Here is a 20108-nt window from a genome sequence, read left to right on the forward strand (position 1 = left end):
ACCGGTGGCCTGCTTGTGGCAGGCGGCGCGCGTTTTATCAGGTTCTGAGGAAAAGGGAAGAGGGGCAGCCACTCAAGCCCCGAATGTCATGCACTTGACATTTCTCTGCGATTGTATAGGAATAATTTCACTGCAGTCGTAGAGAAATGGTCAGATGGCGCGCCCGAAAAGCTACAACAAGGAAGAAGTCGTTGAGCGTGTCGTTCACGCGTTCTGGCAGCACGGCTACCAGGCCCTTGGCCTCAGGGAACTGGAGCGTCTGACCGGCCTCAACCAGTTCGCGATCCGGACCGAGTTCGGCGGCAAGGAAGGGCTCTATCTGGAAGCCCTGGACTTCTACAGCGAAAAGGCCATCGACCACGCGATGCAGCCGATGAAAAACGGCACCGTTCAGGACATCATTGCTTTCCTGGAAGCACTTGTGAGCGACGGGTCGATGACGTCCAGCAAGCATGGGTGCCTCGTGGTGAACACCGGCATTGAAAACGCCAGGGTCGGAAGTCCGCGCCTTGAAAAGGCAGTCCGGCGCTATTGGCAGGCGCTCGAAAGCTGCTTCCGGACCTGTCTTGAAAACGCGGTGGCGGAAAAACGCGTCGACCCGTCCATCGACTACGCGTCGTTTGCCAAGGGACTGGTTTCCGGGGTCATGGGCGTTCACGTTCAAAACCGTCTGGACGGATCCAACAAAGGTGGACGTTTTCTGGTTGGCGTGCTGTGCGATCAGTTGCGGGCGATGGAGCGGAGCGCATGACCAGGAAAGCCCCTCTTCCGGAAGATGTTGCAGGCGTTCCGGGGCTCAGAACCATCCGCCGCGGCAATCTCCGATGCACGATCGTGGATCTACCGAAGGGCGGGGTCTGTCTTTACAGCCCGGTCGAAAAGACAGTCGCAGCGCTGTCAGAAACGCTCGACGTCCGTTATCTGTTCGCCCCCAATCACTATCACAACAAGGGCATTGCGGAGCATGTCGACGCTTTTCGGGATGCGAAGCCCGTCGGCTCGGATGCGGCAAGGCCGAGACTGGAAAAAGTGACCGGACACGGTTTCGGAGATCTATCTCAGCTCCGCGATGCACTTCCGGACAGTATTTCTCTGGTTGAACCCGCAGGGCTCAAGACCGGTGAGGTCTGGATGGTTATCCGCGCGGAAGACGAGCTTGTCTGGGTCGTCACCGATGCCTTTTGTGGCGTTCTGGAAAAGGGTGATGCGCGCGCGCGAGCCGGTTTTCTGAAGACATTTCCGACATATGGGCTTCAGGATAAGCAACGATTTTCAGACTGGGTGCAACAACAGCTGGCGGAATCGGAACCGACCATGATCCTTCCGTGCCACGGGGAGATCGTGCGCGGTTCAGAGCTCACCCGGGAAATCACTGCGCTCGTCGGGGCGCTGCAGACCTGAAGGACCGGCCAGACGGGTTACGTGTCCGAAATGCGGTTCAGTCTTCCAGACCAAACTTTTCCGCAAACGCGTTCACGACCGGCTGGCAGTCCGATGAAACCTTGTCCGCATTCTCCTTCAAGCAGGTGAGCACGCGTCCACCGCCAAATTCGACACCAGAACAGTTGGCCTCGATGTCTGCTGCACACATGGCGATCGCCTCGCTTGCATTGGCAAACATGAAGTCGAGCGCGTCGGCCAGATCAACGATGGAGTTTGCACAAGTATCGCTGATCTTGTCTTCGTGGGCATACATACAGGACAGCATCCGGCCATGGCCTGGCGTTACCTGGTCGCAATAGGTGGTGATTTCCGTCTCGCATGCTTCGAGCACGCCCTTGACCGGGCCTTGGGCCATCGCGGCTGTGTTGAGTACGGCAAAGCCGAAACCAATGCAAATGGCGAGGAAACGCAGAATATGTTTCATGACTGGCTCCGGAAAATCAAGGGTTTACAACGACATAAACGGTAACGCCGTTTTCAACCACTGGCCGATAATAGACGCCGCCGCAGTTGTAATAGGCGTTGTATGGGCTGCATCCGGCGATGGATGTCCGACGGTTGACGCGCCGGGATGTCCGGCGAGCGGTGCGCCGTGCGGTGTTGCGTGTTGCGTTCTGTGCCTTTGCGGAACCAATGCCGGCAACTATCGGCAATCCGGAAAGGACACCTGAAAAATCAACAGGGCTGGAGTAGGCGAGCGTAAATCCGATCACTGCAGCCAAAAAAAGTTTGGGTCGCATCGCTTGAAAATCCTTCTTCAACGGCGGACACGGATGATTGCCGCGCGCCCACGCACCTTACACAGCGTAGCCTAGGGAAAGAAGAATTCACGAGTCGGGTGACACACTGATGGCAAGATTGCCAATTCCGACTCGTTCTCAAGCCCAGATCGCCATGCGTAATCCGCATTCGTCCCGTGCGAACGGGTCCGGAAACGGTTCTGCAATGCCTTTGAAGCAGCGCTCGGCGATCAGGCTGTTGGCGGCCGCGTCGAGGAGATCGTCCCGGCCGCAGCCTTTCGGCGGTTTCTGATTGAGGAAGGAAGCGGCCAGTCCCTTTGAGACGAGCAGATCCCGGCGCTGGTCGACGCCATTGGGACTTGTGCGGCTTTTCACCTTCTTCGGCAGGCTCATTTCCCGTTCACCGTTCAGCCGCCAGAAGGCGAGTTCCGGGTGCACCTCGAACACCCGGTCTTCCAGCTCCGGTGTCATCAGGGCATCGATCTCCCTGATTTTCGGGAAGAGATAAAAGCACTGCTTGGACACCTTTCTGGGAGGTTCCGATGTGCGTTGCGCTGTATCGCAGGCCTGCCGGTAGTCGGTTTCGTAGACGGCGGCGCGCGAGGGAACCGAAAACACGGATGACTGCCGTTCACCGAGATGCCTGCGGGCTGCCTTTTCCGGTCCCCGGCCCGCCTGCCCGATCCTTTCCGGCAAACCGATTGGCATGTCGACCGCGATGATCGAGAGATATGGATCGTGCGCCAGGAGTTCGGAAAAGGCCGGGAAGACCGCAAGACGGAGGTCGCGCGGATCTTCAAGATTGCGCAACACGGCGACCCAGCCGGATTTGCAGCCGTCGACGCCTGCGATCCAGGTGCCGACGCTGTCAGACACGGCTTCTCGCTTCCACCACGCGGCGGGACGTTACCAGCGCCATCGCGCGCACCACCGATTGCTGTTCTTCGGCAAAGAGCAGTTCGTCGGCTCCCTTCTTGACGCTTCTTGCAACCAGCTCGAAAACCGAGGCGGAGGCGCGTTTCAAGGCTTCTTCATCGTCGAACCCGGCCAATACGTTCGACAGGAACAGGCCGGCAATGAGATCTCCGGTGCCGTGCGGTGGATTGTCGATGGCGGCATGTTCGGCGGCGACTGCGCCACGCGCGCCCGCAAGCAAGTTGGCGATCGAATTGCGGCGAAGTGCCGGCGAGGAGGTGATCAGAACCCGCGCAGCACCGAGCGAGCGCGCGGCGGAAAGGTTCTGGAGTTCGGTTTCGACATCGCGCTGCGTCAGCCAGCCAAGCTCGAAGGAATTGGGTGTCACGATATCGGCCAGCGGCACCAGTTCGTCCCGAATTGCTTCTGCCGTCGCTTTTGGAACATAGAGGCCGCCGCCACTCGCGCTGTGATGGTCACCGATGACCGGATCACACAGATAAAGCGCGTCCGGGTTGGCTTTCTTCACGGCCTTGACCAGCTCCGCGATCGGCGCTGCCTGTTCGGCATTGCCGAGATAACCCGTCATGACACCACCGAGTTCGGCCAGCTTCTCTGACGTCGCAAGGTCGCCAGCGAGCGCTGCAAAGTCTTCCGAGGCAGCGACGATCCGTGTGCCCTTGCCGTGCCCCGGGTGCCAGGGCAGCAGAATTGTCGGAAGAAACCAGGCGGCGTGTCCGATCCGTTCAAGGGCAAAGGTCAGGCCCCTGCCGCTGATGCCGCCCCTCACCACCTGGGACGTCACCACCAGAAGCGGCGTTTTCGGTGCTTCGGGTCTGCCCGATTGCTGCATCATTGCGATTGCTCTTCGGCCGGGTCAGGCTGCATCGGATGATGAACCCGCGCCGGTGCCATAGCGCTTCTCGATATAGTCCAGAACCATTTTCTTGAACTCGTCGGCAATGCCTTCACCGCGCAGTGTTGCAACTTTTTCGCCGTCCACAAACACAGGGGCCGATGGTGTTTCGCCGGTGCCCGGCAGCGAAATGCCGATATCTGCGTGTTTGGACTCGCCCGGACCGTTCACGATACAGCCCATCACGGCGACATTCAGGCTTTCGACACCCGGATACTGTTCACGCCATGCGGGCATCGATTCGCGGATGTGGTCCTGGATGTCGCTCGCCAGTTCCTGAAAGACCGTCGAGGTCGTGCGTCCGCAACCGGGGCACGCCGCCACGATCGGCACGAACGCCCTGAAGCCCATGACCTGCAGAAGTTCCTGCGCCACTTGCACTTCACGGGTGCGGTCGCCACCCGGTTCCGGGGTGAGCGACACGCGGATGGTGTCGCCGATGCCCTGTTGCAGGAGAATGCCCATGGAAGCGGCGGACGAAACAATGCCCTTTGTGCCCATGCCGGCTTCGGTCAGGCCGAGGTGGAGCGCGTAGTCGCAGCGGCGCGCGAGATCGGCGTAAACCGCGATCAGGTCCTGAACCTGGCTGACCTTCGCCGACAGGATGATCTTGTCACGGCCCATGCCGAGATCTTCAGCGCGCTCCGCCGAAAGAAGGCCCGACTGGATGATCGCCTCGCGCATGACCGCTGCGGCGGATACCGGGTTGCCGCTCTCCGCATTCTCGTCCATGAGCTTCGTGAGCAGTTCCTGATCGAGGGACCCCCAGTTGACGCCGATACGCACGGGCTTGTCGTGCTTCAGAGCAATGTCGATGATCTGCGAGAATTGCGTGTCGCGTTTGGCCTTGAAGCCGACATTTCCCGGGTTGATGCGGTACTTGTCGAGCGCGGCTGCGCAATCCGGATAGTCGGTCAGGAGCTTGTGGCCGATATAGTGAAAGTCGCCGACGAGCGGAACATCGATGCCGATGCGCAAAAGCCGCTCCTTGATGCGCGGAACTTCCGCAGCTGCCTCTGCACGGTCGACGGTGATGCGCACGACTTCCGACCCCGAACGCGCCAGCGCCGCGACCTGGGCAACGGTTGAATCGGCATCGGCCGTGTCGGTGTTGGTCATGGATTGAACGACAATGGGCGCGTCGCCACCAACCTGGACGTTGCCGACCATCACACCCACGGACTTGCGGCGGGGCAGGGGTTTTGCGAAATCATCGATCATGACTGAAGCCAACCGGTTGAGGATGTTTGCCCACCATATGAGGGAATTTAACGCAACTTTCCAGCTTTGGATTGATATCTGCGGCGAAAAGGGTGCGGATTCGGAACCTGTAGTCGCAGCGCTAGCGAAATCCTAAAGACTTTCTACCTATACTTCAGATAGTCGGTCATCCTGGGGGCGCATCATGTTCATTACCGTGCTGGAACGATCATTGTCCTTGGCGCAGCACAATATCGGCACGGTCTTCAGAACTGGCTGGGCTTATATCCTGCTTCTGCTCGCTCTCAATTTTGCCATCGGGTCCGCGCTGATGCCCGAAAGCGGATTTTCCACCGTGTCCTACATGACGGAACCGGTTGCCAAGGCGGATGAAGGCGCGCTTCGCACACTCGCGGCACTCGCCAATCTTCTGGTCGGGTTTTCCATCGCGATTGCCTATGTCCGCCGGATCCTGATCGATGCGCGCGACTTTCCGATCGTGGTCGGCAGACGGACCCTGAGGGTGATCTTCTTCCAGATCGTTCTCGGCTTGATCGGGTTTTTGTCGCTTATCCCGCTGATCATCGCCGCGTCGATAGTTGCTGCGCTTACCGGCGGTCTCGGTGCGCTGCTTATGGTGTTCGCACCTTTCATCGCGTTGATGGTGGTTCAAAGGTTTTCCGTTGTCCTGCCCGCAACTGCCGTTGACGATCCCTTGACGCTCAAGGAAAGCTGGGATGCGACCTCGGGGATGGGCTGGGCAATGGCTTTTGCGGCTTTGATCATGAGCCTGCTGGCCGGTTTCCTCGTGTTCGTCTGGGGCTTCCTCCTGAGTCTCAGCGACGGGCTGATTCCGGCTAGCGAGCTTTGGCAGCAGATCCGATCCGCGATTTTTCCGATGGGCACGATGCTGATCCTTGTCTGGGTGTTTTCCAGCCTGCACGCGACGTTCTATGGGCTGATCCGCGAACGCTTCGCTGAACGGCTGGGTCTCAGGGAAGAGGATTACGTCCAGGCAGACGCCCACAGGCAAGTGGCGCGCGAGCGCGCGCACAAGGCACTCGCCGGTGCGCAGCGCGTCAAGCGGGACTGAAGCGGGCTTCCCATCACTTTTCGTCATTGTGATGTTGCAGTGCGGCGATAACTGGTGAAATGTGGCTCCAGATTTTTTCTTTCCTGGGAGATCCTGCATGCTTGCCAACAAAACCGCTGTCGTTACCGGATCGACCTCGGGGATCGGCCTTGGCTGCGCCCGCGCCTTTGCCGCGCAGGGTGCCAACATTGTCATCAATGGCCTCGGCGATGCCGACGAAATCGAAAAGACACGCGCATCGATCGAAGCAGATTTCGGCGTCCGCTGTGCCTATTCGCCGGCCAACATGCTCAAGGCAGACGAAATTGCCGCCATGGTGGCCGATGCGGAAAAGGACTTCGGGTCCGTCGATATCCTGGTCAACAATGCAGGCATCCAGTTTGTCTCGCCGGTGGAAGAGTTTCCGGTCGACAAGTGGGATGCGATCATCGCGATCAACCTGTCTTCGGCCTTCCATGCGATCCGCGCCGCCGTACCGGGCATGAAACAACGCGGATGGGGCCGGATCATCAACACGGCCTCCGCGCATGCGCTGGTGGCATCTCCGTTCAAATCCGCCTACGTCGCTGCGAAACACGGCATTGCGGGCCTGACCAAAACAGTGGCGCTTGAGGTGGCCGAACACGGGATCACGGTGAACGCGATCTGCCCGGGATATGTCTGGACGCCGCTCGTCGAGGCCCAGATCCCGGACACGATGAAGGCGCGCAACATGACCGAGGAACAGGTCAAGAAAGACGTGCTGCTCAAGGCCCAGCCAACCAAGGAGTTCGTAACGGTCGACCAGGTGTCGGGATACGCCGTGTTCCTGTGCAGCGATACCGCGTCCTCGATCACCGGTTCGGTCCTGCCAATCGATGGCGGCTGGACCGCTCAGTAAGTTTCCAAGGGCCGACATTCCGGAAAGGCGTCCGACGTGGCTGCTGCCAAGAAGATCAATTTAGCGCTGCAAGGAGGAGGTGCCCATGGCGCCTTCACCTGGGGAGTCCTCGACTGGTTCCTGGAGGACAGCCGCTTTTCCATCGAGGCAATTACCGGCACGTCGGCCGGGGCGATGAACGCTGTCGTGCTGGCAAGCGGCATGGAAGCAGGGGGCGAGGACGGAGCCCGCGCCAGTCTCGAGGCTTTCTGGCGCGAAGTCAGCGACGAGGCCCGCTTCAGTCCCATCCAGCGCTCACCGCTGGACGTCCTGCTGGGAAACTGGAGCCTCGATCACTCGCCCAGCTATCTCTATTTCGATGTGCTGTCGCGCTTCGCGTCTCCGTACGAATTCAATCCGCTCAACGTCAATCCGCTCCGCGACGTTGTCGAGAAAATGGTCGATTTTGAAAAGGTGCACTGCTGCTCCGGCGTCAAGCTGTTCATCGCGGCAACCAATGTCTTTTCCGGAAAGATCCGTGTCTTCAGCGAAAAGGAAGTGACGCTGGATGCGGTAATGGCATCGGCCTGCCTGCCACAGCTTTACCAGGCGGTGGAGATCGATGGCGAGCCCTATTGGGATGGCGGCTACATGGGCAATCCGCCGCTCTACCCGCTCTTCTACAATACCGGCACACCGGATGTCGTTCTCATCCAGATCAACCCGCTCGAGCGGCGCGAACTTCCAAGGACGGCCCGGGAAATCGTCAACCGCCTGAACGAGATTACCTTCAATTCCACCTTGTTGCGGGAGCTTCGGGCGATCGACTTCGTCACGCGGCTTATCGAGGAAGGCAAGCTCTCAAAGGACGAGTACATGAAAGTTCACATGCACCGGATATTTGCGCGTGAGCTCAAACCGCTGCAGGCATCATCCAAAATGAACGCCGAGTGGGCGTTTCTGACCGAACTGCGGGATCTCGGACGCGAGACTGCCAAGGAATGGCTGGACACGCATTTCGACGATATCGGCAAGCGATCGACGATTGATCTGAGGGATGAATTCGCCTGACCCGGTGCGCTCGCGCTTCCGTAATCGATTAACGCTTTGTTAGTCACGTTCGCAACCAGCGTTGCAGAATGCAATGCATGATATGTGAAGACTTCCTGAACAAAATCAGCATTTTGTGGTGCTCCTTGCGTTGCCGACTAAATCTGGTTGTTTTTGACCGACAACAAATTGGCAAGCCTTTTGCGATGTGATTGGCACGCTGATTGTCAGGTTGTGCGTCGTCAGCGCCTTATGTGGTTGAAAGAAGCGGGCAACTGCGACCCCGCCCGCTTCTTTCTTCCCGCTGCGTTTTCCCGGATCCGATCCTGACCCGATGTGCGCCTCCACCGCAGGCGAACAATTTGGGTGCTATTTTGACCGCAATCTCATAGCATTTTTGTCAATAGGTGTTTTCTCGACAGAAACTGTCCTTAAACTGTTGCTGTCGGATACCTATCTTTAGGTCAGGTTGAAAAAAGGTTTTGGAATGACGTACCGGTTTACGCATATTCTGGCAGCAGGTTTGGGTGCAATGGCTTTCCTGTCGATTGCCGGCGTGGCACAGGCGGGCAGCGATGAAGAGAAGATGGCCGAGATCAAGGAGAACGGCGGCTGTCCCAAGTGCGATCTAAGACTGACCGAATTCCGGTTTCTGAACGTCGAGAACCCGGATTTCAACCGCACCAATCTTCGTGAAACGGATCTGAAGGAAGCCGTTCTGACCGGAGGGGATTTCCGCAACTCCGATTTGCGGCGTGCTGAAGCTGAACGGGCAAACTTCGCCGGGAGCAACTTTACCGGCTCGAACATGCGCTCAGCCGATCTTGAGAAAGCCGACTTCACCGATGCCAACCTGACCGGGGTTGATCTGCGCGACGCGGATCTCAATGCCAGCATTGCCAATGGCGCTGTTTTCGACAACGCCGACCTGCGCAACGCCGCGTTTATACGCTCGGTTGCCGTCGGTGCGTCTTTCGAAGGTGCCAAGATGGACGGCGTGAACCTGGAACGGGTCGACCTCAGCGGCGCAAACTTCAAGAATGCGCGTATCCGGCAGGGAAAACTCGACCGGATCAAGGCTGACGGAGCAGATTTCTCCGGAGCGGATTTTTCAGGCGTCCGGCTGGTCAGCGCCGATCTGTCCAATGCCAACCTGACAAATGTCGATTTCGACGGAGCGCTCCTGCGCCGTACGCGCCTCATCGGTGCCGATCTCACCGGTGCGGACAATCTCGATCCGAGCCGGATCCTGGGTGCCTGCGGTGACGAGACGACCAAACTGCCGAAGGGCATCGAACTGATCCCGTGCTCCTACTAGGCGGGATCTGTTTCAGCTGTTCTTGACCAAAGAAAAAGGAGGCGCAGGGGCCTCCTTTTTTGCAGTCCTTGTTCGAACAGGCCTACTGCTCAGAAAACGTCGAATGCAAACCGGTAACTGACACCGACACCAATGCTGAACTGGTCCTTGCTGCCGGCTTCCGCGATCGGGCTGTCGGCCGCATCGCCGACGAGGCGGTCATAGCCGCCGCGAATGTGCAGACGCACGTCGTCGTTCCAGTCATAGCTGCCGCGCGCTGCGACGCCGATGCTCTTGAAACCGGCGCTCGGGTCATATTGAGTCAGGCGCCCGCCGCTGTTGGCAGCCTCCGTGGCAGTGACGCCGAAATAGGTGTCCATGTATTCACCGGAAGCAAAGCTTGCGCGGGGGCCAAAGCTGAACTCCCACTTGTCACCCGGGTAGAGGATGCCGTCGAGACCAAGCTGGCCGACCTGGCCGGTGTGGCCGTTGATGCCTTGGCGAAGTTCGGCGAAGGCACGAAAATGCTCCGTCCGGAAGCCGCCTCCAAGTCCGAGTTCCAGTGCCCAGTCAACCGTGCTCGTGCCGGTGAGGTCAGTGCTATCGCTCGCCTTGCGTTCACCGATGAAGTTGAACGAGGGGAAGAAGAAGACACCGCTTCTGCGGCGGCCATCGACCACCTGGCCGAGTCCTGGAAGGTAGAAGCGGCCGACCGAAATGATCGGCATCGGGTAAACCAAATAGGAATCGGCTGATTCATAACGCGGTTTGACGATCGCGCCGAGACCAAGATCGACAACAAACTGTTTGGTCGCATCCTCGGGGGAAAGATCACCGCTCTGGGCGAAAGCGCTACCGGACGCGGCGCCCATGGCGAGAGCGAGCGCAACGCGTGTCAAGGTCTTGAACATTAAAGCCACATCCATATGGAGATTATTTGCGTGCAAGATAGCACGAAGCAGCCTTACTCAAAGCCTAAGGAATCCTTGTTTTGGCGAAGTGTTGCATTTGAGCATCGGATTTGCCCGTAGGCGAGCAAAGACCGCGTTGAATCAAATGCAAGATCTTGAAAGTGCCGTCTTGCAGGGGCGCGGCTAGGGGGCTACATGAAAAGAAATGCATTTCGGCAGTAGGAAATCACATGAACGCTTTGGTCGGATCGCTTCTGGACGTCATCAGCACGGCACTTTACCTCTATTCACTCGTCATCATCGCGAGCGCCATATTTTCGTGGCTCTATGCGTTCAACATCGTGAATTCGAACAACCAGGTGATCAACACCATCGGACGCGTGCTTTACAATCTGACGGAACCCGCGCTGCGGCCGATCAGACGCTTCATGCCGGACCTGGGCGGCATCGATATCTCGCCCGTCATTCTTCTTCTGATCATCATGTTCCTGCAGAGCTTCATAGCCCGCATGGCTTTCTCTATGTGATCAAAAAAGGGTCCGGCGACTCCTCCATCACCTAGTCTTCCAGCTCTCGGGCTTCATCGGGCAGCATGATCGGAATGCCGTTCCGGATCGGGTAGGCGAGCTTGGCCGATCTGGAAATGAGTTCCCTGGCGTCGGCATCATATTCGAGCGTCGTTTTGGTCACCGGACAGACGAGAAGCTCCAGCAGCTTCCGGTCGACCGGGCGTTCGGGCGTGTCGTTCATTGGTGGTATCCTCGTGGGAGAACGCGCGTCTGGCGGTCTACTGCAACGTCGAGCCGCCGTCATTCTGCGATCTTGCCAGATCCATCTCAGTGATCGCAATAAGCGTTTCCGCGCGCGTCTTCAGGTCGCGGGCTTCCAGCAGCGCCTGTTTCTCCTGCGGACCATACGGGCACATCATGCACAGCGCATTGACGAGCACCTCGGTTTCGGCCTCCGAGACGCTTTGCCAGTCAGCCTCAAGATTGTTCGCGTCCAGATAGTCACGCAGCGTCTTGAGCAGACCGTTGCGGTCGACATCCTCCTCGCCGTCCCCGCAGGTCAGGTCGGTTGCGAAGGGCGCGAAATCGCACTCAACCTCGCGGAATGCGCTGTAGCTTTTGATCTCCTTGCCGAGGGCAAAGCGGGTTACCCCCTGAAGCGTGATCAGGTAGCGCCCGTCGCCGGTTTCCTGGAAGCTCGTCAGGCGTCCGACACATCCGACATTTGCGAGAACCGGAGAATCGGAATCGGCAGATGCGTTTTCGGACGCGGGCTGCACCATGCCGATGAGGCGGTTTCCCGAAAGCGCGGCATCAACCATGTCGAGATACCGCTGTTCGAAAATATTCAGCGGCAGCTGTGTTCTGGGCAATAGCAATGCGCCGGACAGCGGGAAGACGGGCAAGACAGGTGGCAGATCCGCGATCGTTTCGTAAATGGCATTTCCCGCCTGCATTTCCTGGCCTTTTTATTGTGTTCGTTCAGGCACCGGCCCCTGACACCGGTCTTACCCGGTAATGTGTGTCACGCATCGCAATCGTCAAGAAAACAGAACCGCCGACAGTTTCCGGCGGCCGTAATTGCTGGCCGGATCCTTGAAGCCCCAGGCTTCGAAGAACTGCAGAAGCTGCTTGCGGGCCGCGTCCTCGTTCCACTCCCGGTCCCGGCGCACGATCTCGATCAACTGGTCGACGGCACCTTCCTTGTCGCCTTTGCCATTGAGGCCGAGGGCAAGGTCGAAGCGCGCCTGGTGATCCAGAGGATCCTTGGCGATGCGATCCTGGAAATCGGCGAGGTCTCCGAGGGAGGCGGCCTGTTCGGCAAGGTCCAATGCGGCTTTCGCGGCCACGTAAGCCTCGTCCGACCGTTTGTCTTCCGGGATGAGCTCAAGCGCCTGTTGGGCCCGGTCCAGTTCCTCGGCACCGAGATAACACTGCGCGAGGCCGGAAATGGCCTTCACATTGTCCGGCTCCATCTGCATGACGGCGCCGAACATCTGGGCTGCCTGCGGAAAGTCGTTTTCCGCCAGAAGGGCCGCACCCTGTTCCAGATAGGCATCGGTCTGGTTCGCCGGGGCCGGGCCGGCCAGTTTCTCGATGAATTCCTTGACCTGGCTTTCCTGCTGCGCGCCCATGAAACCGTCCACCGGCTGGCCGTCCTTGAACGCAACCACGGCCGGAATCGACTGGATGCCCATCTGCCCGGCGATTTCCGGATGGTCGTCGATGTTCATCTTCGCAAGCTTGACGGTACCGCCGGCGGCCTTGACCGCAGCCTCGATAATCGGCGTCAGCTGTTTGCACGGTCCGCACCAGGGCGCCCAGAAATCGACGAGCACAGGCTGATGCCGGGAGGCCTCCAGAACATCCGCCATGAAGGTCTGCGTGGTGACGTCGAAAATCAGGTCGCCGCCGGACGCACCGTTGCCGCCGCCGTCACCGCCGCCGAAACCGCCGCCCTGGCCGCCGTAGCCGCCACCCATGCTGGCACCGAATCCGCCGCCAACCTGGCCGCCGACGCTGTAGTTGCCATTGCTCATATGCCCGCCTCGTGTTTTCCGGCCGTGGATTTCACACCGGCCAATCTCGCATCTCGATACTTCGAATCTGCTCCTAACATGGAGCCGCCGCGGTTGAAATACAAACTCCCGTATCGGGAGGGCCGCGTTGCGGCCTCTTTTATGAGCCCATGCCCTAGGTGATGGACCCATAAATGAGGCTGAAATGGCATGCGAAATGGCGAAATCCCGTTAGGAAGGGTGTGCGGAGCGGGCTTCCTGCCCGGTCAAGCACGCTGACGCCACGGGGTGAAGCCATTTCCATGTCCTTCGGATTTGACCGGCTTGCTCCTCCTCGGCGTTGCGAAAGGCTTGAAAATGAGGGACATTTCCTGCGCTTCCGCGCCTTGACCAGAAGCAAGCCGCCTCAAACCATTACGGCCTCATTTATGAGTCCATCACCTAGAGCCCGGCCTCCTTCGCCTGTTCGCTGACGGCCAGGACACGCGGCTCGTGACCGCAGGCTTCGGCGAATTTCAGGAGATCCGCAGCGCTGATTGCCGTGGTCGCGTCGTTCTTGAGCGGATGGTAGTTGAGAACATCATGCTGCATCATCGCCGCATCGAACACTGGCGTGACCCGAAGATTGCCGCGGTCGTTTATCAGGGAGAACGGCGTCACCGATCCCGGCTCGACACCCAGAACCTCCATCAGGAGATCCGCGTTGCCAAAGGAAACCCGGCCTTGGGCGCCGACGATCTGGTGCACTTTCTTCAGATCTATCTCCGCATCATGGAGCGCGACGATCAGAAACAGGCGGCCCTTCTTGTCCTTCACGAACAGGTTCTTTGTGTGCCCGCCCGGGATCCGGTCATGGAGGTCGCCGGATTCGGCCACGGTGAAAACCGGCTGGTGATCGACGGTGGAAACCGGAATGCCGAGTTCGGCCAAAAAGGACAGGAGGTCGTCGCGTGTCGCAGGCATGTTTTCTCCCGAGTATGTGTTGGTCCGGGCTGTTTAACGCGATTGCGGACCTCTCGACAAGCGGAAATCGATCGGAAAACCCCCTGTTTTCCGCCGATTTTCGCGCCTTGACCTTCGCGTGGACCACAAAAAGACGCCTAAAAAAATTTCTTCAATTTCCTTGTTGCAATCCGATCCGGCTTGGTCCATATACTGCGCCACCGACGCGGAGGCCGACCGGCCCGAGCGCTGGACACTATGCGGGTGTAGCTCAGGGGTAGAGCACAACCTTGCCAAGGTTGGGGTCGTGGGTTCGAATCCCATCGCCCGCTCCAGATTTTGAATAAACAAAAGCCGCGGTTCGCCGCGGCTTTTGTTGTTTTTGGCGTCAGCTCAGTCTTGCTTGCAATAGGGTCTCGATAGCCAAGGTTACGGCGCGGTTACAACAAGCCAAGATCGTCAAAGCGTGAAATCGTGTCGTTTAGTTGGTTCGCTACACCATAATTGACGCTTCTGCCTCCTCATGTTTCGATTTTCGTTTTTGATGAATTTGAGGAGCCTTGGAAATGCGACGGTTTCAGTTGTTTTTGGCCGCGAGTTTAGTCTCTTTTCCTGCCTGGGCTTTCGACCCAGGAATGCAAATGAGCGGATCAAACTTTTCTGATGCGAGCACGCGTGCAGACGAGAGTTGGATAAGTTTTTGTAATGGCTATGTCCAAGCCACTGTCGATAGTCTCAGTGTTGGAGATGGTGTTTGCATCCCAAATGGTGTGACCCGGACCGACCTTGTGACAGCCGTAGAACGTACAATCAGTGCTTCGATCCAACTTAAATCGATCAACTCGTTTGAGGCGGTAAGGCTAGCGATGCGGCAAGCCTTTCTTTGCCCACGGTAACTCGTGGTGGAGTCGGCTTCATTTTTTCATGCAAAATTTCGAAACGACGCACCGAGACGTACGAGAGCAAATTGAGCAATGAACGTTCCAGGCCCAGACGGGTCCCCCGGCAGCAGTTCGGAAGGGACCCGCGCAAGGGGGGAGGGTTGAAGCATTTTCCCCGAGAAGCAGGGATATGCAATTGAGCGAGCATCAGTGTTGCCGATGCCCGCGCTTTTTCGAACTAGCTAAGTGGTGTTGTCAGCCTACCATTTCTGGTCGACGGCAATGTGGTCTTCGCACTCGCATTGCCCGAATTCTTCAAACGCCCACTCAAGTTCCTCAGCGGCGAGGTGCATCAATTCCGCCGCCTTTTCCAACGGAAGCCAATTCTCTTTGTTGGTGCGCTTATCTCTAACCAAGACCTGCATGGCGATCTCCTGTGCTGAACAGGACAGGAAAACACGGCGAGAACTTGCGCGCAATTACTCAAATAAAGTCAGATAGTTAAGCGGTATTTTGATATTGCAGCCGCGCCATACAGCGTTCTTGCAGCATCGGCGGGCAGGGCAGCCACTGTAACTGGGCGGTATGGAGGGGTGTAGGAAGCAGCCCTGCTAACGGACGTACGGCGTGCAGGCCGCAGCGTACCTGCAGGGCTGCACCCCTACACCCTATGAACCTGTCGGTTTCGGGTAGGCATTAATGAACTTCATGAAACTAAAGTGGACCAACGACCCGTCGTCCAATTCTGCAGCAAAACATGACGTGTTGTGCCTATGTTTTATTCTCAAATATCGAGTTGCTGTCCTTGTTCCAATCTCTTCGACCTTTTCAGGGCGCGCCTTCAAGACTGCCTCGACGAACGTAGCGTCCTCGCCGACAATCTCACTGTTGTCTTCCGCTTTGCGCAGAATTGCTTGGCAGTGCTCAATAAAGGCCGTCTTTGTGGGAAACGACATCCCACCGATTTCAACGACGATTCCCATAACTATTCGCTCCCAGTTTGTTAGGTGGTTGTTTGAGTTCCGTAGGCCCTATCCAGGGCCTCAATGACCTCGCTGCCGTCGCGAACAGCCTGCGTGTAGTGGCCAAGCGTCACGGTTGGATTTGCATGGCCCGCGATCTGAGCAACGAGCCCTATTTCGATGCCCTGCGCCTGCAAGGTTGATATGAATGAATGGCGTGCGGAGTGGGCCGGTTTACTATTATAGATATGGAAACGCTCACAACGGCTAACGTTGGAAGGCATGAGCTCGGCATTGCTGACGTGGGGAAGTTCAAAGCTATTAGTATGGCACGTTACCTACTTCGAAAGTTTCCTCACATGCAATCTGTCTTTGGTATTCCAAAAAGGTGGGAGGAGGCTGTTCATGACCGAGCTAGCCTCTTTTCTGAATCCAACTTAATCGTAAGTGCAATGGGAAGCTGGCAGGCCGAGGGAAGTTTAAACAAGTATCTTCGGGAGCAGTACGAAGACATTCCTGTTGTTTTTGGTTGGGTAGAACCGTTTGCTGCTGCGGGACACGCGTTGCTTATCAACAAGAAGACCGGCTGTTTTGCCTGCGGAACCGACAGGCTGGGTACTCCTCAATTACGCGTATCCAGGTGGCCAAAAAACCTACTACGGCAAGAGCCTGCCTGCGGAGCAATGTTTCAGCCTTACGGACCAATCGAACTTGCCCAGATAAATGCCCATATTGCCCAGATCTCAATTGATACGCTCCTTGACCGAGTAGAGGCAGATCGTTCGCACCGGATTTGGTGCGCAAATACAGATCTCGTAAAAAGCAATGGTGGAAGTTGGAGTGAAGACTGGGAAAAGATCGCGGGAAGTCGTCTGTCAGGAGGCTTTTCGGAGCACCTTAGTTGGCCCCATAATCCAGACTGCTGGGTATGTGGCAAGGGTAGAAAATGACAAAGTTTGCGTTAGGTACAAGCGGCGAGACGCTGTGTATCGAACAAAGCGTATTGAATCATTTCAAAAAGTACCAACAAACTACTTGGTTTTCTCGTGAAGCTGGCGGCCCCCTATTTTCTATTAGCACTGACAGAGAACATAGAATTGTATTGGCAGGAGGACCGTTTCCCAAAGACATTCGAAAGCGTAGCGCCTTTATTCCACACCGCCCTTCGACACAAGAATTTATCGATTACCAGTATTCTCTTGGGCGACATTTTGTGGGTACATGGCATTCTCACCCACAATCCAAACCTATTCCTTCGACAGACGATATAAAAACTATGTCCACACTGTTCGAAATGTCGGAGCATGAATTAAATGCTTTCATCTATGTAATAGTTGGCACGGGGAAATTGCCGCGAAATCTATACATTTGCGCATGGTCCAATGAAGGCGAAATTGTTTTGAGGCAAAAAACACAAAGCCCAGACAAATAGTATGGCTCTTGCGGGGATGAATTAGATAAACGATCTGGAAGAGATTCAATATATTTTATGGTCACAACGCCAATATATTAAATTAATTCAATATGTTTTGTAGATGTATAAGTAGGCTTGCGGGAAATTTAGTTATTACCTGTGGTCTTGTTCCGTTTTTGAAGGGTCGTCTTGTAACAGATTTGAGGTATACCATGAGAGAGTATGATCGAGAATTCATTGCATCAACAATTAGAAAATTGGTGCCGGGTGCGAAAGTGGACGTGGAATATGTACCTACGTTTGATGCACACGCGAAATACGTTGTTAAAGCCTCAGATATGAGATCTGGCTTTTTTCGAGACGAAAAACATATTGTAATTTGGGCTGATATTGATGCTGGATCAACAATACTTTTCAAGCTGAGTAGAAATGGTATTACTTTCACATCTAGAGAGAAAAAATTTTTAAAGTTTGTACCTGACGTCCTGGAGCATACATTACCTATTGGCGAGTCTGAGGCACAACAAATGCATCGACTTTCTGGCCGCCTGGTCCTTGGAACCGCTATTGTTGCCAAATTCTTGCATAATAAACTTGGCGAGGGATTTTGGGGCCCAGCATTTGTTTTGTCACTTCTCCAATTGTTACTATCGCAGAATTATGAGGGAGTTAACGCGACATCCGGATTTGTCGTCATACCAAAAGTAAACCAGCTTTTTTCACAGGCGGTGCAAAAACACTTTGATGTGAAGCTTTTGACACGAAGATCCGATTGTCAGAGAGTTTTTTCTCCCAACCAATTTCATATCGCTACATTGATGGTCGAAATGCATTCTACATACTCGATCGACAGTCGGATGTGCACGGGATTTTGAGGGTACGCGAACCTTTGCACTGGTCGTTGTCTGATAGAGCCTATGGACGACATTTGATGCCACTTATTCAGGCAACGACAGGCCCATCGTGGGCAGTGATAGTCGGAAACAATCGGGATGTTCAGATTTTTACGTCACAAGGACCCGAAATTCGGTTGAATAACGGTCAGTGGCAATATGTGCATGTCGAAAATATAGTGAGTTTTATCTCTAAGTATATGGAGAATGTTGAGGCCGCTTCCAAAATATTTAGAGTGGCTTTTTGTCTTTCACTTATGCGGATAGGGAGTCTTATTCTTATACCGGACCGCAAAGAACGACCCCGTTACGTGTCCGCAATTGATACCTCTAAGGTTAAAAACAGTATATCTAAAACGATCGAGGGAATGAACATTAGTGAATTTTTAGACGGGGCTGGTATGTTTGGCGTTTTTGGTTCAGATGGACTTACCGTCGTGAAGCCAAACGGAACTATCGAATCTGCTGGGAACATTATTTCACTCGGAACTTCAGCCGAGAGAATCCCAGGCGGGGGGAGAACGCAAGCTGCTGCCGCTAGTTCGAAATTTGGGTTGGCGGTAAAGGTTTCCGAAGATGGACCAATATCGTTATATCGAGACGGTAAGCTAATCATTCAAACAAACGGCTAGCTTCAAGTTAAGTAAATATATTCCTTTATCCAATTGTATAACTCTGATCTAATAGGATAGATTCGTTATATATTTCAATTAATTTAATTAAAATAGATCTAAAATTAATTTTTACTTATTTTTTCAAATAGAAATAAGAATGAATTCGCATAAAATCGAATATGGAATTCAAAATCAGCCTTCAGTATTCGTTGGGTATTTCGACTTAATGGGCCTATTAGTTGTGACCTGCTCCCCTGAAATTTCCTCGTTTTGAGGTTAGTCTGTTCCCAATTGAAGGAAACAGACGATGAAGCGATCCAGGTTCTCTGAAGAACAGATCATTGGCATTTTGAAAGAGCATCAGGCGGGTATCTCAGCCGCCGAGCTATGCCGCAAGTATGGCGTCAGCGATGCGACGTTTTACAAGTGGCGCTCAAAGTACGGCGGCATGGAGGTGTCTGAGGCCAAACGTCTGAAGACCCTCGAAGAAGAGAACACGAAACTTAAGAAGCTGCTCGCGGAGTCGATGATGGATGTATCGACGCTTCGTGAGATGCTCGGAAAAAACTTCTGACGCCTGGCTTGAGGAGGAATGCCGTGAGCTGGGCAATCGAGACCAAGGGATATTCGCAACGCCGCGCCTGCGGGCTGGTCGGTATCGACCCGCGCGTGTACCGCTATCGGTCCACGAGATCCGACGATGCTGACCTGCGCCAAAGGCTCAGGGAACTGGCATCAGAGCGCAGGCGGTTTGGTTATCGTCGGCTGCACATGCTGCTGAAGCGCGAAGGCATCGAGGCCAACTGGAAGAAGGTCTACCGGATCTACCGGGAAGAGCGTCTCACGGTGCGCAAGCGTGGAGGCCGGAAACGAGCCCTTGGAACGCGGGTGCCGATGGCTGTGCCGCAAGCCGCCAATCAGCGGTGGTCGCTTGACTTTGTCTCCGATGCCCTGATTGACGGACGCCGGTTCCGTATCCTGTGTGTCATAGACGACTTCAGCCGGGAATGTCTGGCAACTGTCGTCGACAACTCGATCTCCGGAACCCGGGTATCGCGGGAACTGGACATGATCGCGGAGCGCCGTGGTCGCTATCCCTTGATGGTGGTCAGCGACAACGGTACTGAGCTGACGTCAAACGCCATGCTCAAATGGCAACAGGATCGCAGCGTGGAATGGCACTACATCGCCCCACGCAAACCCATGCAGAACGGCTTTGTCGAGAGCTTCAATGGACGCTTGAGAGACGAATGTCTCAACGAGCACCTGTTCCAAAGCTATCGTTATGCTCGTGAGATCATCGAAAACTGGAGGATAGACTACAATCTGAACCGACCGCATACGAGCCTCGACGGGCTCACACCATACGAATTTGCAAAACAGTCCATGACGGATCACAACGTGAACAGCGCTAACTTATGAATGCGGACAATCAGGGGAGCAGGTCAGCT

General features: G+C 55.8%; 25 protein-coding genes and 1 tRNA gene. 14 read left to right on the plus strand and 12 right to left on the minus strand.

Annotated elements, in window-relative coordinates:
- Positions 1 to 154: 154 nt before the first annotated feature.
- Together RDA78_RS08465 and RDA78_RS08470 are read left to right on the plus strand one after the other, a co-directional pair.
- The gene (locus RDA78_RS08465) at positions 155 to 751 is read left to right on the plus strand and encodes a TetR/AcrR family transcriptional regulator (protein WP_434054883.1); all 597 of its coding nucleotides are present in this window, start codon (positions 155 to 157) and stop codon (positions 749 to 751) included.
- A complete protein-coding gene (locus RDA78_RS08470) occupies positions 748 to 1401 on the plus strand; it encodes a hypothetical protein (protein WP_434054884.1) in 654 nt (217 codons plus the stop codon). The genes RDA78_RS08465 and RDA78_RS08470 overlap by 4 nt, the downstream gene beginning before the upstream one ends.
- A 37-nt stretch (positions 1402 to 1438) precedes the next feature.
- On the opposite strand, the gene RDA78_RS08475 is transcribed toward RDA78_RS08470, so the two are convergent.
- The 5 genes from RDA78_RS08475 to ispG all read right to left on the minus strand — a co-directional run bounded on the left by RDA78_RS08475 (position 1439) and on the right by ispG (position 5235).
- A complete protein-coding gene (locus RDA78_RS08475; protein ID WP_434054885.1) occupies positions 1439 to 1867 on the minus strand; it encodes a cysteine rich repeat-containing protein in 429 nt (142 codons plus the stop codon).
- Positions 1868 to 1883: 16 nt separating this feature from the next.
- Positions 1884 to 2204, minus strand: coding sequence for a hypothetical protein (locus tag RDA78_RS08480; RefSeq protein WP_434054886.1), 321 nt, complete (start codon positions 2202 to 2204; stop codon positions 1884 to 1886).
- A 117-nt stretch (positions 2205 to 2321) separates the two neighbouring features.
- Entirely contained in the window at positions 2322 to 3059 is a 738-nt protein-coding gene (locus RDA78_RS08485; RefSeq protein ID WP_434054887.1) for a DUF429 domain-containing protein, read from the minus strand.
- Positions 3052 to 3954, minus strand: coding sequence for a pyridoxal kinase (gene pdxY, locus RDA78_RS08490; protein WP_434054888.1), 903 nt, complete (start codon positions 3952 to 3954; stop codon positions 3052 to 3054). Before pdxY ends, RDA78_RS08485 begins: the two co-directional genes overlap by 8 nt.
- Before the next feature lie 21 nt (positions 3955 to 3975).
- Positions 3976 to 5235 (minus strand): flavodoxin-dependent (E)-4-hydroxy-3-methylbut-2-enyl-diphosphate synthase, encoded by a 1260-nt coding sequence (gene ispG, locus RDA78_RS08495; protein ID WP_434054889.1) that lies wholly within the window; start codon positions 5233 to 5235, stop codon positions 3976 to 3978.
- 184 nt (positions 5236 to 5419) lie between these two features.
- Between ispG and RDA78_RS08500 the strand changes: the two genes are divergently transcribed.
- The 4 genes from RDA78_RS08500 (at position 5420) to RDA78_RS08515 (ending at position 9534) form a co-directional block, all read left to right on the plus strand.
- Complete coding sequence (locus tag RDA78_RS08500) at positions 5420 to 6307, plus strand: 4-hydroxy-3-methylbut-2-en-1-yl diphosphate synthase (protein ID WP_434054890.1); 888 nt, start codon at positions 5420 to 5422, stop codon at positions 6305 to 6307.
- A 97-nt stretch (positions 6308 to 6404) separates the two neighbouring features.
- A complete protein-coding gene (locus RDA78_RS08505) occupies positions 6405 to 7187 on the plus strand; it encodes a 3-hydroxybutyrate dehydrogenase (protein ID WP_434054891.1) in 783 nt (260 codons plus the stop codon).
- 36 nt (positions 7188 to 7223) lie between these two features.
- Entirely contained in the window at positions 7224 to 8237 is a 1014-nt protein-coding gene (locus tag RDA78_RS08510) for a patatin-like phospholipase family protein (protein ID WP_434054892.1), read from the plus strand.
- Between the two features lie 466 nt (positions 8238 to 8703).
- On the plus strand, positions 8704 to 9534 hold the full coding sequence (locus tag RDA78_RS08515) for a pentapeptide repeat-containing protein (RefSeq protein WP_434054893.1): 831 nt from the start codon (positions 8704 to 8706) through the stop codon (positions 9532 to 9534).
- 89 nt (positions 9535 to 9623) lie between these two features.
- On the opposite strand, the gene RDA78_RS08520 is transcribed toward RDA78_RS08515, so the two are convergent.
- The gene (locus tag RDA78_RS08520) at positions 9624 to 10424 is read right to left on the minus strand and encodes a MipA/OmpV family protein (protein WP_434054894.1); all 801 of its coding nucleotides are present in this window, start codon (positions 10422 to 10424) and stop codon (positions 9624 to 9626) included.
- 230 nt (positions 10425 to 10654) lie between these two features.
- Here RDA78_RS08520 and RDA78_RS08525 point away from each other — a divergent pair, with 230 nt between their 5' ends.
- Positions 10655 to 10951 carry a YggT family protein gene (locus RDA78_RS08525; protein WP_434054895.1) on the plus strand — a complete coding sequence of 99 codons (297 nt, stop codon included), beginning with the start codon at positions 10655 to 10657 and terminating at the stop codon, positions 10949 to 10951.
- A 31-nt stretch (positions 10952 to 10982) separates the two neighbouring features.
- On the opposite strand, the gene RDA78_RS08530 is transcribed toward RDA78_RS08525, so the two are convergent.
- The 4 genes from RDA78_RS08530 to RDA78_RS08545 form a co-directional block, all read right to left on the minus strand.
- Complete coding sequence (locus RDA78_RS08530; protein WP_434054896.1) at positions 10983 to 11174, minus strand: Trm112 family protein; 192 nt, start codon at positions 11172 to 11174, stop codon at positions 10983 to 10985.
- Between the two features lie 37 nt (positions 11175 to 11211).
- Complete coding sequence (locus RDA78_RS08535) at positions 11212 to 11889, minus strand: LON peptidase substrate-binding domain-containing protein (protein WP_434054897.1); 678 nt, start codon at positions 11887 to 11889, stop codon at positions 11212 to 11214.
- An 84-nt stretch (positions 11890 to 11973) separates the two neighbouring features.
- The gene (gene trxA, locus RDA78_RS08540; RefSeq protein WP_434054898.1) at positions 11974 to 12972 is read right to left on the minus strand and encodes a thioredoxin; all 999 of its coding nucleotides are present in this window, start codon (positions 12970 to 12972) and stop codon (positions 11974 to 11976) included.
- A gap of 420 nt (positions 12973 to 13392) precedes the next feature.
- On the minus strand, positions 13393 to 13914 hold the full coding sequence (locus RDA78_RS08545) for a prolyl-tRNA synthetase associated domain-containing protein (RefSeq protein WP_434054899.1): 522 nt from the start codon (positions 13912 to 13914) through the stop codon (positions 13393 to 13395).
- 239 nt (positions 13915 to 14153) lie between these two features.
- Here RDA78_RS08545 and RDA78_RS08550 point away from each other — a divergent pair.
- Both RDA78_RS08550 and RDA78_RS08555 read left to right on the plus strand, forming a co-directional pair.
- Positions 14154 to 14228 (plus strand) — tRNA-Gly (locus tag RDA78_RS08550).
- 306 nt (positions 14229 to 14534) lie between these two features.
- The gene (locus RDA78_RS08555) at positions 14535 to 14789 is read left to right on the plus strand and encodes a Rap1a/Tai family immunity protein (protein ID WP_434054900.1); all 255 of its coding nucleotides are present in this window, start codon (positions 14535 to 14537) and stop codon (positions 14787 to 14789) included.
- 245 nt (positions 14790 to 15034) lie between these two features.
- Here the strand turns inward: RDA78_RS08555 and RDA78_RS08560 are convergent, their stop codons facing one another.
- A complete protein-coding gene (locus RDA78_RS08560; protein WP_434054901.1) occupies positions 15035 to 15199 on the minus strand; it encodes a hypothetical protein in 165 nt (54 codons plus the stop codon).
- Positions 15200 to 15442: 243 nt separating this feature from the next.
- The gene (locus tag RDA78_RS08565) at positions 15443 to 15757 is read right to left on the minus strand and encodes a DUF3223 domain-containing protein (protein WP_434054902.1); all 315 of its coding nucleotides are present in this window, start codon (positions 15755 to 15757) and stop codon (positions 15443 to 15445) included.
- Positions 15758 to 15960: 203 nt separating this feature from the next.
- On the opposite strand from RDA78_RS08565, the gene RDA78_RS08570 reads away from it, so the two are divergent.
- The 5 genes from RDA78_RS08570 (at position 15961) to RDA78_RS08590 (ending at position 20079) form a co-directional block, all read left to right on the plus strand.
- Entirely contained in the window at positions 15961 to 16686 is a 726-nt protein-coding gene (locus RDA78_RS08570) for a ThiF family adenylyltransferase (RefSeq protein ID WP_434054903.1), read from the plus strand.
- On the plus strand, positions 16683 to 17168 hold the full coding sequence (locus RDA78_RS08575; RefSeq protein WP_434054904.1) for a Mov34/MPN/PAD-1 family protein: 486 nt from the start codon (positions 16683 to 16685) through the stop codon (positions 17166 to 17168). Before RDA78_RS08570 ends, RDA78_RS08575 begins: the two co-directional genes overlap by 4 nt.
- Positions 17169 to 17362: 194 nt before the next feature.
- Positions 17363 to 18025 (plus strand): hypothetical protein, encoded by a 663-nt coding sequence (locus RDA78_RS08580; protein WP_434054905.1) that lies wholly within the window; start codon positions 17363 to 17365, stop codon positions 18023 to 18025.
- Positions 18026 to 18081: 56 nt separating this feature from the next.
- Positions 18082 to 18675 carry a hypothetical protein gene (locus tag RDA78_RS08585; protein WP_434054906.1) on the plus strand — a complete coding sequence of 198 codons (594 nt, stop codon included), beginning with the start codon at positions 18082 to 18084 and terminating at the stop codon, positions 18673 to 18675.
- Positions 18676 to 18964: 289 nt separating this feature from the next.
- Positions 18965 to 20079 (plus strand): IS3 family transposase gene (locus RDA78_RS08590; RefSeq protein ID WP_434052603.1). Its coding sequence is split into 2 segments (ribosomal slippage): positions 18965 to 19220 and positions 19220 to 20079, totalling 1116 coding nucleotides; the frame shifts between segments, so codons are not numbered across the junction.
- Positions 20080 to 20108: the final 29 nt, after the last annotated feature.

This window comes from Roseibium sp., from assembly GCF_051016195.1.
In the GTDB taxonomy this organism is placed as follows: Bacteria; Pseudomonadota; Alphaproteobacteria; order Rhizobiales; family Stappiaceae; genus Roseibium.

Bases quoted from the DNA above. Each gene is read 5' to 3' on its own strand.
- RDA78_RS08465 (WP_434054883.1), top strand. From the start codon at position 155: ATGGCGCGCCCGAAAAGCTACAACAAGGAAGAAGTCGTTGAGCGTGTC.
- RDA78_RS08470 (WP_434054884.1), top strand. From the start codon at position 748: ATGACCAGGAAAGCCCCTCTTCCGGAAGATGTTGCAGGCGTTCCGGGG.
- RDA78_RS08475 (WP_434054885.1), bottom strand. From the start codon at position 1,867: ATGAAACATATTCTGCGTTTCCTCGCCATTTGCATTGGTTTCGGCTTT.
- pdxY (WP_434054888.1), bottom strand. From the start codon at position 3,954: ATGATGCAGCAATCGGGCAGACCCGAAGCACCGAAAACGCCGCTTCTG.
- ispG (WP_434054889.1), bottom strand. From the start codon at position 5,235: ATGATCGATGATTTCGCAAAACCCCTGCCCCGCCGCAAGTCCGTGGGT.
- RDA78_RS08500 (WP_434054890.1), top strand. From the start codon at position 5,420: ATGTTCATTACCGTGCTGGAACGATCATTGTCCTTGGCGCAGCACAAT.
- RDA78_RS08505 (WP_434054891.1), top strand. From the start codon at position 6,405: ATGCTTGCCAACAAAACCGCTGTCGTTACCGGATCGACCTCGGGGATC.
- RDA78_RS08515 (WP_434054893.1), top strand. From the start codon at position 8,704: ATGACGTACCGGTTTACGCATATTCTGGCAGCAGGTTTGGGTGCAATG.
- RDA78_RS08520 (WP_434054894.1), bottom strand. From the start codon at position 10,424: ATGTTCAAGACCTTGACACGCGTTGCGCTCGCTCTCGCCATGGGCGCC.
- RDA78_RS08525 (WP_434054895.1), top strand. From the start codon at position 10,655: ATGAACGCTTTGGTCGGATCGCTTCTGGACGTCATCAGCACGGCACTT.
- RDA78_RS08530 (WP_434054896.1), bottom strand. From the start codon at position 11,174: ATGAACGACACGCCCGAACGCCCGGTCGACCGGAAGCTGCTGGAGCTT.
- RDA78_RS08535 (WP_434054897.1), bottom strand. From the start codon at position 11,889: ATGCAGGCGGGAAATGCCATTTACGAAACGATCGCGGATCTGCCACCT.
- trxA (WP_434054898.1), bottom strand. From the start codon at position 12,972: ATGAGCAATGGCAACTACAGCGTCGGCGGCCAGGTTGGCGGCGGATTC.
- RDA78_RS08545 (WP_434054899.1), bottom strand. From the start codon at position 13,914: ATGCCTGCGACACGCGACGACCTCCTGTCCTTTTTGGCCGAACTCGGC.
- RDA78_RS08555 (WP_434054900.1), top strand. From the start codon at position 14,535: ATGAGCGGATCAAACTTTTCTGATGCGAGCACGCGTGCAGACGAGAGT.
- RDA78_RS08560 (WP_434054901.1), bottom strand. From the start codon at position 15,199: ATGCAGGTCTTGGTTAGAGATAAGCGCACCAACAAAGAGAATTGGCTT.
- RDA78_RS08565 (WP_434054902.1), bottom strand. From the start codon at position 15,757: ATGGGAATCGTCGTTGAAATCGGTGGGATGTCGTTTCCCACAAAGACG.
- RDA78_RS08575 (WP_434054904.1), top strand. From the start codon at position 16,683: ATGACAAAGTTTGCGTTAGGTACAAGCGGCGAGACGCTGTGTATCGAA.
- RDA78_RS08580 (WP_434054905.1), top strand. From the start codon at position 17,363: ATGAGAGAGTATGATCGAGAATTCATTGCATCAACAATTAGAAAATTG.
- RDA78_RS08585 (WP_434054906.1), top strand. From the start codon at position 18,082: ATGCCACTTATTCAGGCAACGACAGGCCCATCGTGGGCAGTGATAGTC.